This is a genomic window from Sunxiuqinia rutila (assembly GCF_050589705.1).
Taxonomy (GTDB): Bacteria; Bacteroidota; Bacteroidia; order Bacteroidales; family Prolixibacteraceae; genus Sunxiuqinia; species Sunxiuqinia rutila.
The window spans coordinates 226143-240964 of sequence record NZ_JBNGOT010000006.1; the positions used below are offsets into that span (position 1 = coordinate 226143).

Annotated in this window: 10 protein-coding genes and 1 pseudogene; 2 read left to right on the forward strand and 9 right to left on the reverse strand. The window is 45.1% G+C overall.

The window, feature by feature from the left end:
* Both ACRD6K_RS09675 and ACRD6K_RS09680 read left to right on the forward strand, forming a co-directional pair.
* On the forward strand, positions 1-1419 hold the full coding sequence (locus ACRD6K_RS09675; protein WP_430973081.1) for a Gfo/Idh/MocA family protein: 1419 nt from the start codon (positions 1-3) through the stop codon (positions 1417-1419).
* A gap of 89 nt (positions 1420-1508) precedes the next feature.
* Positions 1509-2870: an NAD-dependent succinate-semialdehyde dehydrogenase gene (locus ACRD6K_RS09680; RefSeq protein ID WP_430973082.1), complete on the forward strand. Its 1362-nt coding sequence runs from the start codon at positions 1509-1511 to the stop codon at positions 2868-2870.
* Positions 2871-2934: 64 nt separating this feature from the next.
* On the opposite strand, the gene ACRD6K_RS09685 is transcribed toward ACRD6K_RS09680, so the two are convergent.
* From ACRD6K_RS09685 to ACRD6K_RS09725, 9 genes and pseudogenes are all read right to left on the reverse strand, one after another.
* Complete coding sequence (locus ACRD6K_RS09685; RefSeq protein WP_430973083.1) at positions 2935-4140, reverse strand: PAS domain-containing protein; 1206 nt, start codon at positions 4138-4140, stop codon at positions 2935-2937.
* Between the two features lie 15 nt (positions 4141-4155).
* Positions 4156-4500, reverse strand: a complete 345-nt coding sequence (locus tag ACRD6K_RS09690; RefSeq protein ID WP_430973084.1) for a TfoX/Sxy family protein — start codon at positions 4498-4500, stop codon at positions 4156-4158.
* Between the two features lie 36 nt (positions 4501-4536).
* Positions 4537-5286 (reverse strand): annotated as a pseudogene (locus ACRD6K_RS09695) (DUF429 domain-containing protein).
* A 65-nt stretch (positions 5287-5351) separates the two neighbouring features.
* Positions 5352-5831, reverse strand: coding sequence for an SRPBCC family protein (locus ACRD6K_RS09700; protein ID WP_430973085.1), 480 nt, complete (start codon positions 5829-5831; stop codon positions 5352-5354).
* A 116-nt stretch (positions 5832-5947) separates the two neighbouring features.
* Entirely contained in the window at positions 5948-7207 is a 1260-nt protein-coding gene (locus tag ACRD6K_RS09705; protein WP_430973086.1) for a hypothetical protein, read from the reverse strand.
* Between the two features lie 102 nt (positions 7208-7309).
* Positions 7310-10051: an alpha-amylase family glycosyl hydrolase gene (locus ACRD6K_RS09710; RefSeq protein WP_430973087.1), complete on the reverse strand. Its 2742-nt coding sequence runs from the start codon at positions 10049-10051 to the stop codon at positions 7310-7312.
* A gap of 94 nt (positions 10052-10145) precedes the next feature.
* Positions 10146-12146 carry a SusE domain-containing protein gene (locus ACRD6K_RS09715; protein ID WP_430973088.1) on the reverse strand — a complete coding sequence of 667 codons (2001 nt, stop codon included), beginning with the start codon at positions 12144-12146 and terminating at the stop codon, positions 10146-10148.
* A gap of 2 nt (positions 12147-12148) precedes the next feature.
* Positions 12149-13237 carry a SusF/SusE family carbohydrate-binding protein gene (locus ACRD6K_RS09720; protein ID WP_430973089.1) on the reverse strand — a complete coding sequence of 363 codons (1089 nt, stop codon included), beginning with the start codon at positions 13235-13237 and terminating at the stop codon, positions 12149-12151.
* A gap of 19 nt (positions 13238-13256) precedes the next feature.
* Positions 13257-14822, reverse strand: a complete 1566-nt coding sequence (locus ACRD6K_RS09725) for a RagB/SusD family nutrient uptake outer membrane protein (protein WP_430973090.1) — start codon at positions 14820-14822, stop codon at positions 13257-13259.

The window sequence follows — 14822 nt, forward strand, 5'->3', positions numbered from 1 at the left end:
ATGCAAAAATCGAAAAATCTGAATCGTCGCCATTTTTTAGGCGCTGCCGGCACGCTGACTGCCGGTGCACTTTTGGCAAATCCCATGCAAACAATCGCCAAACCGGCAAGTGCTAAAACCAAACTGGCCTTAGTAGGCACCGGAATTCGCGGAACCAGCTTTTGGGGCAAAAACATTGTTGAGAATTATTCCAAAGAAACCACCTTTGTGGGTTTGTGTGATATAAACCACGGCCGGCTTCAATTTGCTTTGAAATACATGGGTGTCAACTGTCCGGTATTTACTGATTTTGAGCAAATGATTCGGGAAACCAAGCCGGATGTAGTCATTGTAACCACTATGGACTCCACGCATGATGAGTTCATCATTAAAGCGCTGGAGATGGGCTGCGATGTGATAACGGAAAAGCCTATGACGACCGATGAGGATAAGTGCCAGGCAATTCTGGATGCCGAGCGCCGAACCGGACGCAAGGTGATTGTTGGCTTCAACTACCGCTACGGACACCAGTTTTCGAAACTGAAAGAATTGTTGGCTAAGCGCGAAGTTGGCCGGGTCACTTCGGTTGATTTTCACTGGTACCTGAATACCTATCACGGAGCCTCGTATTTCCGGCGCTGGCATGGGGAGTGTGACAAAGGCGGAAGCTTGTTGGTTCATAAGTCAACCCATCATTTTGACTTGCTGAACTGGTGGATTGACTCGGACCCGGTAGAAGTGACGGCTTATGGCGAACTGGAACATTACGGAAGTAACAATGAGTTTCGCGGAGCCAATTGCCGTTCGTGCGCTTACACCGACAAGTGTAAATTCTATTGGGACATAATGAAAGACAAGCGTGCGGTAGATCTGTATGTGAACAATGAAAAATACGACGGCTACATTCGCGATAATTGCTTGTGGCGCCATCGCATTGATATTTACGATAAGATGGCGGTGCAGATTAAATATGCCAATGACGTGCAGGTGAGCTATTCACTGACGACCTATTCGCCTTTTGAAGGGTGGCAAATTGCTTTTAACGGCATGGATGGCCGCATTGATTCGTGGGAAGGCATTCCTTGGCGTGCGGATGAGCGCGTAAACCAGGCGCAGCTTCATGCGCAGGAAATGAACCAAAACGCGAAAGAAAACGATTCAGCCTATGACGAAATTATGGTGATGAAAAATTGGAATCCGGACTATGAACTGGTCAAAGTGCCCCGCATTCGCGGCGGACACGGAGGAGGTGATGTTCGTCTTCAGGATAAAATTTTCAAAGATCCGGACATGCCTGATCCGTATAAGCATTCTGCCGGAACGCGTGATGGCGCCATGTCAATCCTCATCGGTATTGCAGCGCGTAAAAGTATTGAAGAAGAGCGGCCGGTACAAATTGCCGAATTGACGGATATTGTTCCAAGTGCAGACCGGACTTAGACAATCCATTTTAGGCTAAAAAATTGAAAGGGCTTTTTTTGAAAGGCCCTTTTTTTATGCTTAATTTTAGGAGAGAAAAAATGAATAGTATGAGATCTGTCAATCCATTTAATAATCAGGTGATCCAATCGTATGCGGCTTATTCGGATGATGAAGCCAAACGGATCATTAAAGCTGTTGATTTGGCTTTTGTATCTTGGAAGGAAACTTCGTTTGAAGAGCGCAAAGCATACCTGCTGAAGCTGGAGAAACAACTGCTTGATCAGCAAGATAAACTGGCTGACTTGATTGTTGGTGAGATGGGGAAAGTGAAAAAGGAAGCCTTGGGCGAGCTGAAGAAATGCGCGTGGGTATGTCGTTATTACGCTGAAAACGGAGAACAGTTTTTGGCGCGGGAAACAATTCAGGCGGACGCTTCAGATTCCTTTGTTAGTTTTCAGCCCTTGGGAACCATTTTGGCTGTAATGCCCTGGAACTTTCCGTTTTGGCAGGTTTTTCGTTTTTTGGCACCAACCCTTATGGCTGGAAATACGGCGGTTTTAAAACATGCCAGCAATGTGCAGGGATGTTCGCTGGCCATTGAAAAACTGGTGAAGGATGCGGGTTTTCCGAAAGATGTTTTTCGAAGCTTGCTGATTGGAGGAAAGTCGGTCAGGCAAGTGATTGAAAACCCCCGAATAAGAGCGGTAACCCTAACCGGAAGCACACCGGCCGGGAAAGCGGTAGCTGCCGCAGCGGGTGCTGTTTTGAAAAAATCGGTTTTGGAGCTGGGAGGCAGCGATCCGTACTTGATTTTGGAGGATGCGGACATTGAGGAAGCTGCCGAACGATGTGTGGTCAGCCGGCTGCTTAATGCGGGCCAGAGTTGTATTGGCGCCAAGCGCTTCATTGTTATGGAATCGGTTTACGATGCCTTCCGCGATGCTTTTGTGCGGCGCATGGAGCAGGCTACGTTTGGTGATCCGATGAAGGATAGCACAAGCATTGGGCCGATGGCAAGAACCGATTTGCGCAATGAGCTGCATGGGCAGGTGAGTGCTTCGGTGGCTAAAGGAGCCAAAATTTTGTGTGGCGGCTATATTCCCGAGCAGGAGGGGGCTTTTTACCCACCCACGGTGCTGGAGAACATTCAACCCGGCATGCCTGCTTACGAAGAGGAATTGTTTGGCCCGGTAGCTTCGCTGTTAAAAGTGAAGACCGAAGAAGAAGCTGTTCGTATTGCCAACGATACTGTTTTTGGCTTGGGAGCTGGTGTTTTTACCGCTGATTTGGACCGTGGAAAACGTCTGGCTGAAAAAGGGCTTGAGGCTGGCTGTGTTTTTGTCAACGATTTCGTGAAATCTGATCCGCGCTTGCCGTTTGGAGGCATTAAAGAAAGCGGCTATGGCCGGGAACTTTCGGTGTATGGAATCCGGGAGTTTGTAAATATCAAAACGGTGGTTGTCAAATAGCAATGACCGTTTAGGAAGCATTGATTTTTCGGGGACTCAGGTCTTGACAGCTGAATGGCGATTCTTATTCAGCCGACCAATCCAACAAGCGTTTTTCACCTTGGAGTTCGCGAATGACACCTATTTCCTGGGTTACTTCAATGGTGCCTTTGTATTCGCCCAGTGCGTTACGTAAGGCAAAGTATTGAATCAGTATTTTTTCATCTTTAAAATTGATCCAGAAACTGGCTTGATTCTGCTTGCCGGTTTTAAATGCCGAAACAATTTCTTCCACTACATGGACACTTTCGGGTGGATGACAGTGGTGTACTTTGCGCCCGATAATGGCTTTGGTTCGCGGAAATATGCGCTTTTTGGGCGTTGAAAAGAAGCGAACGGTACCGTGTTCATCCACAAAGGTAATATCGACAGGAAGATGATTAAAAATCAGTTGGATTTGTTCGGCACTCACTTGTCCGGTTCCTAGGTTGACATGAAGATCGTTGGAAAAGACAGCATCAGAATCTGTTGAATCATAGCTTGGAATAACAAACGGAAGTCCTATTTCACGACTGTCTTCCAACAAACTTTGAATGGTTTTCTCCGGAATTGTTTCCAAAATTTGCGGGAATAGAATGTGTTCTTCGCGAAAACGAATGGCCAGCAGGTTAAAAAACAGATCACCAACCAGTTTATTCATTTGTTGCAGATCCAGTTCAGGGGCGATTAATACCTGTTCCAAATCTTTCATTTGTTGGCGAATGTCGTCATGATAGGACCACATGAGTTGCACACAGTGGAAATCAGGCCAATGCTTTTCTAGTGACGGAAAAAGTACATTTTCTTTGATTTGGTAATGTTTATCAAACAGCTGAAGTTCTTTCAATTGCTCCAATAGCTGCTTCCGGGCTTCTTGGTCGGTTGGTGTTTTATTTAAGCTTTTAATGGCTTTTTTCATTGTTTTAAGCCGGTTCTCCATCGCTTGGTTGCTCTGGGCTAGCCAGTACAAAAAACTGTTTTTAGGGGGCTGAATGGCCGGATAAGCCAACAAGGGCTTATGGAACAGATGAAGCATTTTATTTGTGGCTCTCTTCAGCTGGTCATAGTCTTGTTTGGGGTGTTCCAAAACCAGGCAATCAAAAAGCGCAATTACCTCCGAAGGAACGATTTGACGAATCAATTTTTCATTGGCTTGAACAAGCCGGGCTTTATCCTTGCTTATCATCATTTCCCGGGCAAATTGGAGTAATTGCCTTACTCGTTCATCCTTCTTATTGGTAAATTCAGACATCGTACTGTATGTGTTTTATTTGCGTTTTTTACTCGATTTTGCCTTGGGATTGAAGGCCAGGCAACGATCAATCCATTTTTCCAGGTCTTCATCCATATCTATTCCTTCAGCGGTAACAGACAAATAGCCTTTTAGTGGGCGTTTGGTAAAATCCATTTTTCGTGCACCGGGTTCCTGCAGAAAGTCTGCTTCTTGCTGCGGATCAATTCGTGCCATAAGCTCTTGCTTAATGATTCCGATGCACATTTTATCATCTACCATAAAACAAATACCTCCAAACATTTCCTTCTCATTGAATGCGGTTTTTCTATCTTTCAAACTTTGTCTGATCCGATCAGCGAGTAACTTGTCATATGCCATTTTTCCGTTTAAAATAAGAAAAAATAGGAAGTTTGTTTAATGATTATGATTGTCAGGCACGTATGTTGCCAAGCGATTAGGGAAAAACTGAGGCTGATTAAGAGCCGGTGACTGGATAATTTTCAACTGATATTTGGATCCCAAATGAGCGGTTAGACAAAGGGAAAAGGCATCCAGCAAATCATCATCTTTGACCTTCGTTTTGGGATGAACCTTGCGGAACTTGAAAAAATAGTCCGGCAGGCTGGCATCGTAGCTGGATAGAATGCGTAACCTTTCGTCAATGCCTTGTTTGTTGGGGGCATTTTTTCGGTACTGGAGCAAGTTCCCCTTATTGAAATTTTTGAAGTTGATTTCAGGATGTGATTCAAAAATTCAGTGATGCAGAATTGAATTCTCGCGGATGAACTGATCAACTTCCCGCATTTTGGATACCAGGTTCCAGGATTGAATGGACAGACTTTTTCCCGTACTTTTTAGGTTGATCATTTTGGCTTCTTCGTAGCTTTTTGCTTTTAAAACTTCGTAGCAAGGTGGGGTAAAAACGCTTGAACTATACCCTGGTGAAAGTTCCTGCCGTGCCAGTTGTTCCTGCGCTCTTACTTCTCCCGTGGAGGCTAACCCCATCGGCATATCAATCAGAAAAAGGACGGCAAGAGGATGCTGGGTGAAAATGGAATGAAAGTGGGGGTGTAGTTCAAGAAAATAGTTGCCGTTTTCGAAGCCAATCAGGCACCAACCTGCCCGGCAGCCATCAATACCGATTACTTGTTGCCCTGGATTCATTGAGGTAAAAATAGCACTTTGTGTTAGATTCGTACGAGCATGGGATGACGAGAGTTTAAGTGTTTTTACTTTTTGAATCGTTCAGTTAAGCAGATTTTTCGATGGTTGAAAATGTTTTGAAGTTGTTGACGAACAAACAAATGATGCGCGAAATGGCCAATCAAACCCAAAGGTAGTTTATAGCTCACTTTGTCCGTCATACGCACACCACCGTCAATCGCTTCAAAAAAATGTTCATGATGCCACATGGCATAGGGGCCGAAGCGCTGTTCATCAACAAAAAAATGGCCGGTTTTGACCTGGGTGATTTCAGTTACCCAGTTGGTTTTGAAACCCGGAAAAGGAGAAACACGATAGGTAATTATTTGCCCGGCATACATGGGCTTATAGCTTCCCGAACTAATTTTGAACTGCATGCTTTTGGGCGTAATTTTTTCAAGATTACCCGGATTGGAGAAAAACTCCCAGGCCTCATCCAGGCTGATCGGTAGTTCCAGTTCAGCCTTTAGCGTATAAATTCCTGCGTGTTTGCTAATGCTTATCATCTCAATGGTTTTGATTTCAAATGCTAAACACAGGCGTATTTAAAAATGTTTAATTATTTCAACATTTGATTAAACGAAATGTAAATGTATGATGGTTTTGATTGCTAACTGATCAATTAGTTTCGGGTATTTTCCCACCGGGCAAAATTCAGGGAGGAGAAAAAACCCATAAGCATGCCGTCAAAGATTCGGACAGCCTGAAGACGGGTCAGGGCATACTGAATTTTTTGCTTTTCGGCTTCCATATTTTCCTGGCGGTTACTCAGGAATCGCTGATAATCGGCGAGACTCTGTTCAATGTTGTTGATTCGTTCCTCGGCCGGATTGAAAGCCAGAAAAGAGCGAATACTGGTGTTTTCCCAATTTAAATCTTTGGCGTAAACCGTCAGCAATGATTCAGAATTACCGGGCAATGCTTCTTCCCAGCTGGTGAAAGGCTTAATTTGGCTTAACAAGTTTCTGCGCGTTAGCTTGTCGTCGGCCTTTGTTAAATTATTCAGCTTGATTTGATGTTCCTGAACCAGTTTTTCCAAATCGGACCAGGCGTTAGCCAGGCTTCGAAAATCATCGATGTCACTAATGGCTTTATCACTGGGTAAACCAACAAAAAAGATGTCCGAATGCTTGGTTGGCTCGTTGGCCACCAGGTATTCAATCCGGCTTTCAAGCTGGCCAACGGTGCTTCGAAGTTGTTGGATTTCGCTCATCATCGAGGTAAATTCGAAAGTATTGAGCAAGTTTTCAATTTTGTTGTAGGAATCCTGAATTGCCAGCAAATATTCCTTCACCTGCTTGTCTTCGGTACCGGCTGCCCGAATGTTGGGGCTTGCGAACCACACATTGGTATTGCCCTGAATATCCAAATGAATGAGGGCTTCAGCTGTGTTTTGTTCTGTTTTTGAAGTTGTGCCGTTGCTGTACTGCCAGGTGCTTGTTATTTTAACCTTGATGTATGTTTTTTCAACTTTATCCACCGGAATAAAAACATCGGTTTGTTTTTTATTCTCCAGTTCATTGTTTGCCAAAAGCCTGATTTTGGTGTCCGTTTCCAGATCAATGTTCTCATCAATCATCTCCCATTTGTGAGTGACCCCGTTCTTTTCGTAAATCAGTTTGTTGTAATTCCGGGAGATGATTTTTGCACCATCACCCAAATCGGCATAGGTATCCGGAAGCTGGACAAAATCGGCCCGTCCTCCTTTGATTTGGGCAAACAGGGTAAATTGCTGCCCTTTGTTAACCTTAATTTCGGCACCATTCAGAATCCGCTCTCCTTCAATGAATAGTTCAACAAAAGGAGTTCGCACCGGTTGAGCTGCGTAGAGTTGGCCCCAAACAGCAAGCAGGAATAGCGAGAAAACAACAACTTTCTTCATGTCACACAAATTTTAAGATCAACAGAGCCTGGTTTTTGATTTAAAATTAGTCAAATTGAAAGGCCTATCCAATAACCTGGCTCAGGGCTTGCCGGTTTCCGCTTATCTTTTAATTAGCTTGATCGTTTTTTGAGTTGATTCGGTTTTGATTTTCAAAATGTAAGTTCCTTTTTGTAAGTGAGATAGTTGCATCGTGTGAAAAGTTTCCTGACCAGAAAGCTGGTGAAGTAAGCTTCCTTGAATGGAATATAAACTGGCTTGAACAAGGGGTGAAGGAGATTGGATAGTAACATAATCAGACACCGGGTTGGGGTAAACTTCGATTTCATTGGGAAGCACCAGCTCCGGATTTTCGGTTACAATATCGGGTTGCTCAAACTGCCGGGTCGAAAGCAGGCGATACTCTCCGGGAGCCAAGGTAAATGTCATGGTTGTTGAAGTCACCTCATAGGTTGTTTCATCAAAGTAGTTGTACCAGGTTCCTTTCGTTGGAAAGCTAACGGAAAACTGTTCTTGGGTAACGCCAAAATTCCCAACAGCAATCACGTAGTTTGCGCCTTGCTTGAGTTGGTACCACTTGGTGGTTCCTTCCAGGGAATGGACAATCTCTGGCGTTTGAAATTCCTCGTAGTTTTGTTTGAGGTAATTGAGTTTTGCAACTACGTGGAACAGGTCGGTTCGGTCTTTCACCTCGGTATAGTCCCATCGAATTGGTTTTTCACCCAAACGTCCGCCATCGTCGATGGAGTAATCGTAGGCCAACTCACCAAATTGCCAAATCATTTTAGGGCCTGGAAGTGGAATGAAAAAGACATTGTTCAGTTCCAATCGGTCGGTGGCAATGGGGAGGTTTTTGGTGTTGTAAGTACCGGAATAGTTTCCATATTGAATGAGCTTGAAAGCTAAGCGTTCTTCATCGTGGCTTTCCATATAACTAACCAGGTTGGGCACACTCCAATCCCGTTCACTGTATATTCCCCAGCTTAAATCAGAGTTGGTATTTTGCGTATATCCCATGGCTGCTTCGCCATAATTGTGGTTGATATTTCCCCAAAGGAGGATGCCGTGTTCGGCCAGTTCCTTTTCTTCCGAATTATCAGAAAGGTGCTCAAAAATGATGAGGGCATCTTCGTTGCGGTTCCAAATTTCATCGGCCATTCGTTTTAGGTTGGCAATCCGGTCGGCATCGTAGGGGCTGCCCCAGCTTGATGGTCCATAGCTGGTGTTTGAGAAGCCTTTGGTAAAGTCGAAACGGAACCCATCAATTTGGTATTCACTCATCCAAAAGCTGTTGATGCTGTCTATCAACTGGCGGGTGTACTCACTTTCGTGATTGAAATCGTACCCCCATTGGGCATCTGGGTTTTGGAAGTTGCTGGTTTCGTTGTACCACGGGTTGTTGGCTGCGGGCCGATTCTGTTCGGTGTTCCAGTAGAGCTGAGCCAGGGGACTTTGCCCGTAACTGTGGTTAAGAACCATGTCAATCACAACAGCAATGCCTCGCTTGTGGCATTCATCAACCAGTTTTTTCAGATCGTTTTTAGGGCCGTAGTATTTATCCGGAGCAAAGTAAAATGATGGGTTGTATCCCCAGCTTGAATTGCCTTCAAATTCGTTGACAGGCATCAATTCGAGAACATTGATATTTAGATCTTCGAGGTAGTTAAGTCGGTCAATCACAGCTTGAAAACTGTGTCCTTCGTCAAAGTCGCGAACCAATAGTTCGTAAATGACCAGTTCATCGGTCTCCGGAGCCTGAAAATCGGTTACTTCCCAGGTGTAAGCTGTTTGCCCGGTTCGAAGAACAGATGCAATTCCTTCGGTTTTTCCATCGGGATAGCTTGGTAGGTTTGGGTAAAGGCTATTGTCGATATATTGGTCGTTCCAGGGATCAGACACTTGTTCGGCATAAGGATCAGCAATTTTCAAATCGTCGTCAACCAGGTATTGAAACAGGTAATCCTGGCCGGCTTGCAGGTTTTCGATGGTCAGCCAAAAGTAATCCCCATCTTTTTTCATTTGGTAAGCTTCATTCACCTGCCAGTCGTTAAAATCTCCCAGCAAGTAAACAAATTCTTTTTCAGGAGCCCATAAAACCAGACCGGCCGTAGTTTTATCTTCCGGGTAGTTAATTCCTTTCCGGTAATTGGCTGGTTTTGCTTCCTGGGTAATGTCTTTTTTAATGTAAACAGAAACCGAATCATAGACGGTTTTTCCATTGGCTGTGAGTTGTGCGATGAGCCACTGGTCGCCTTCTCCGGTGAATTGATAGGTGGTTGTAATGGATGTTCCGGTGGTTTGAGCCAATAAGGTTTCATTCAGCAGAAGTTTGAGTTCACCTTCGGCAGAGGCTGTGGCAGAAATGCTTGTATCCTCGTTTTTGGGAAAGATGGTTTGTTGCGATGGGCTTGTCAAGTTGACAATCAAGCCTTCTTCATAAACATCGATAATGATGTCATTGGTTTGCTTTGATCCGTCGGCTGAGCGGAAAACGAAAGCCAGTTGTAAGACCTTTTCATTGTCCGGAACGCTGTAATAGGAATTAATATTCGGCGTGATTTCAAGTGTGTAGATTCCATCGCCCAAATGGGTTAATTTGGGTTGGGCAGCATTATCGCCCCACGATCCAATAACATGTTGCCAGTCGTTGTTTCCTTCAATTTTAACACCGGTATGGGCATACAAATCCCCCGTGTATTTACCAAGCCTGCTGTCTTGCGATGAGTCGAATGTTACCACCACTTGTTTGGTTGCAGCCGGAAACTCAGGATCTGTGGTTATTTGCGCCAGCCCAAATTGACAAATAAACAGGAAGAGTGACAGAAAAATGAAACGGTTTCGCATGGCTTGTTGTGTTTAAGATGGATGAAGCGAGTTTCGGTTAAAATTAAAGAAAGGGGGTACTCAAAACCCAGTGAGTACCCCCTAAAAGCAGCAATTAGTGTGCTGTAATGGTATACGTAAATCCTGTTGCAGAATTTAAGATCAGTTCAATATGGTAGTTACCTGCTGTAACTGGAATATTAGTACCTCCATATTCAAGAGAACCATCGGCATCGGTGTCGCCAAAGTCGATGATCCAGTCACCATTGGCTCTGAATTTGATTTCACCATCAGTCAGGGTGATGTCGGTACTCCAGATATATTCACCTTTGGCTTCGGTGAAGCTCATGTTGGTATCGTTGTCCCATCCGCCTGGATTGGCCGTACCAACAACTCCCCAGGCGGTTTCATCCACTTGGTAGGTGAAATCATTCATGTTTACACGTACGCGGTAGAAGCCGTCAGCAGCAACTTCGAGGTTTTGCTCGTCATCCTGCTCCAACATTCCTGTTGTTACTTTGCTGGCACCCAAATCACCAGCCCAACCATCTGCTGTGTTGACAAATTTGAAACCTCCGCCATCAGCTGTGATGTATTGGTAAGTGTCAAAAACACCGTTTTCAACCATCTGCATGTTCATGGCCAAAGAAGGCTCCCAGCCGGCAATCACTGATCCTCCCAGGATTTTTGGGGCATCAGTTACCGTCAACGTTTTGCTGTTGGTATTTACAATGATCAGGTAGTTTCCGTCAGTGGCTGCATCATTCAGGATGTTGCCATTATCAAGGGCTGAACAGCCGATGAAATTGCTGAATGTCTCGGCGCCTACACCATTGGCCCAGCTTCCTTTTTCAGGGAAGAATTTAAATTCTTTTCCGGCTATCAATTCGAAGGTTCCGGTCCAGATTCCAGGAGCAATAATATTCATCTCCAGTGCATTGTCAATAGTCCAGTCAACGGTTGTTGCATTACCAACAATGTACAGGTACGACTTGGCTTCTTTGATGGTGTAAGTTCCGGTATTCAGGTTAAGAGTCACCAGGTAGTTTTTATTGCCACCATCAAAAGTGATGTTGCCATTCTTTCCTTTTGGTCCCAGATTTCCGGTTGATCCGTCGGCTCCCAGGTTACCCCAGTCGAGGTCTCCCCAGCTTGGCTGACCAACAAATTTTAACATCGCACCGTCCTTAATTTCTGTTTCGATGGTGTAAACTCCCTCTGACTTTTTAGTCATTGCCGGAGAATTTTCCGGGCTCCACTCCGGAACGCTGGCACTATAGCTTCCGACCAGGTACACTTCTGTTGGATCGAAGGTGTAAGTGGTTGATCCCACCTGGAAAGGAGCAATGGTTAATTCACTGTTTGTAAAGTCGGCTTTTACTTCGTACCAACCGGTTTCGCCGGTAAATTTGAAGTTACCATCATCGTCGTCTGCTTCAGCAATGTTTGATGAAACGGTGGCAAACTTGCCAAAGTTGTATTTGAAACCGTCGTCAGCTTGTTTATCGGTGAAGCGGAAGGCTCCATCCGTTGTCAGCTTCAGGTATTTGTAGAAGACATCGCCATCTTTCAGGGCGGCCAAGGCATCGGCGCTGGTAAAACCAACGTCAGTTGCTGTTCCCATCATAAAGAATTCAGTCGGTACCGGAACATCCAGGTAGGGCGTTACTTTCAATGAAAATGGTTCGGTATATAGGTCGGCTAAATGTTCGTTTGAAACAGCGCGGATACGCATTTCAACTTCTACTTTCTCTGCTGGATTGTACCGCTTCATCAAGGCCGTGTTTAGCTGGCCAATCAAAAGCTCCATTTCGGTGGCCGAAATCCGGTCAAATTCAATGGGATCGGCAAAGTTGTTGCCCTTGGTATCCAATTGCAGGATGTAGCGAACACCAATATTATCCGCGTAAACCGGGGCTGACCAACTTAGAGATAACAAGGTATCTTTTTCGTTCCGTTTGAAAAGAACGGTGTCCAGGTCAGATGAAGGTTGATTCACCCAAACCGGAGCTGTTCCTTGAACAGGTGTTTTCACTGGCGGAGTCATAAAATCTTCTTCACAGGAGAATACAACAACTGCCAGAATCAGAATTAGAAAATATCGTAAGTTTTTCATTTCTATTTAATTTTACCAGTTTGATTAATGAAGTCAAGCTCAATGGTTCTCTCTCCTCCATTGATGTTAACTCTTTCCTGATCACCGCCATCTGCCCGGTATTCGATTTTGCCATCTAGGATTATGAATTCAGCATGCCACCAGCCGTCAGCAGAAATGTACGGATGGGTGACGTGAAGTCTTAATTCGCCACCCAGGAACGATTTAGTCAAATACATGGTTTTGTTTTCGGTATCCTGCTTAAACCGGTTTTCTTCGGTTACCGAGCTTACTGGCCAGGCATCTACATTGGGGCCGGTAATATAAACATTGGCTGGTTCAATCATCAATGTGTTTGTTGCCAGATTGACACCCACAGTGTAGTAACCTGCTGTTCCAGGAACCGGAATATCTTCACCTCTGTTATCCGCATTTCCTATGGTGTATTCGCCATTAACCGGATCGCCAACTTTTCCAATGACTCCTTTGAAGTTTACATCAGAACACAACTTGAAGGTTCCGGTCGCTTCCATCCACACAATGGTCCATGAATCATCAGCTTCCTCAGCAACTTTGTGGAGTTTAAGCTTGTTGTTTTGTGCAATGCGTCCCACGCCGTCACCAAAAAGGTAGAAGGTATTTTCTGCAAAAAGAATATCCAAATAGGGGGTTGTTTTAAAGCTAACAACCGGTGAGTACAAGGTATCAACACCCTCCAGGGAATGGGTCATAATCCGTGCTGAAATGGTCTTTTCTTCATCAACGGGTAGGGCCAACGTTTCAGTCAGGAATTCATTTAAAGCACCCACGGTGAATGTAAATGAATTATCGGAGGCATCAACATCAAAGGTTTCCGGATTGGCAAAGTCTTCAGACGTGGCGAATTGAAGTTTGTGTGTTTTAACAATATTTACGCCGTAGGATGCAGGGGTATAGGATACCGTGATCGTTTCGGCCTTTTTCGGTTTTGAGATTTCCAAAGTTGAACCAAACCCTTCGATAATCGATGCTGGAACATACTCTGAATCATTTAATTTTACTATATCATCGTCCTCACATGAAAACAAGGTAACCGCGAGGCATGCGATAAGCAGGTATTTAAATTTTTTCATGGTAATCTAATTAATGAAATTAATAACCAGTGGTTTGCGTTAAATTTGGATTGGCGTTTAGATCAGAGCTTGGGATTGGGAAAACGTTGTACTTATCATTGACTGCTTTTCCCTCAGCTACAGCTCCTTTCCAGGGCCAGGTATAGTCACCACCTGCCAGCTGGCCAAAACGCCTTAAGTCGGTTCTTCGGTGGCACTCCCAGTACAATTCGCGTCCGCGCTCATCCAGCAAAAACTGAAGGGTCAAATCGGCATCTGTAATGTTGCCGGAATCATCGCCATAAGCTCTTTCCCGGATTTGGTTGATATAGCCAACAGCCGTTCCCTGGTCGCCACCTGAGCCACCTCGCACAACCGCTTCAGCATACATCAGCAGTGCATCAGCATATCTGAACAGCGGGAAGTCGGTATCGGGATGTGAAAGGTTTGAGCCCACAACACCGTTGGAAGTCACGTTGCGGAATTTGCGTAGCGCATAGCCATCACGGAAATTGAAAATATCTCCAATCTCCAGGTTTTGGCCTTCCGTCCAAATCAACGCGCGGCTATCTGTTTCGCCGCTGATATCATCAAAAAGATTGACGAATGACTTGGTGGTGCGGTTTCCACCCCAACCTCCGTCAACACCCGATTCGCTGGCTGGCATGTCGCCACCAATGGTTGAGTGAATCAGGAAGGTCATTCCACCCCAGGTTTGTGTGTGTTCGCCATCGCATACCAATGGGAAAATAATTTCATTGCTGCGTAGGTTATTATCAGCCAGGAACAGGTTTTCGTAATTGGACTCCAGGCTGTAGCCTCCGTCAATGATTTTTTGCGTGTAAGTGATACATTCGGTGTATTTCGGAGTGCCAGTATAGGTTTCGGCATTCAGGTACAATTTGGACAGTACCATCCATGCTGCCCCCTGGTCAGCCCGTCCGTACTCGTTGGTGCGTGGTGCCGGCAATTCGCTTTCAATGGCTTTCAGTTCCGACTCGATGTAGTCAAACAATTGTTGGGCTGTTGCTTGTTCGGGGAAAAAGAATGAACCTACCGGATCTTCTTCCGTCACAAAAGGACCTGTTCCGAACATGTCAAGCAAGTGCCAGTAAGCCAAAGCTCTTAAGAAACGGGCTTCGGTATTGTATGCCTTGAATTCGTCTTGATCATTGGTCAACGCAATCAGGTTGTTACAATAAGCCACTTCGAGCGTAATGCGGTAGTACATGGCCGTTACAAACTCGTTGGATGCCGTCCAGTCCATGTCGTGTAAGTCACGCAGATTACCGTCGTTCCAGGCGCAAATAGCCTCGTCGGTCGTCAGTTCCTGGTGGTTCCAAAGCTGGCGTAGGTAAGAAGAGAATCCACCGTCGATACTACTAATATCGGGTTCACCGTCCACTCCTGTTTGTCCGCCAACAACAAATGCCGCATAACACTTAGCCAGCATTCCTTTGTAGGAAGCATCGTCTGTCAGCTTATCCGCCGTTAGTAAATCTTCGTCCAAAGGCAGGGTGTCCAAATCATTGACACATGAACCTAAGGCAAAGAGAAGCATCATCAATGCGATTGCGCGATATTTTCTGCTGTATTTTGTATTCAT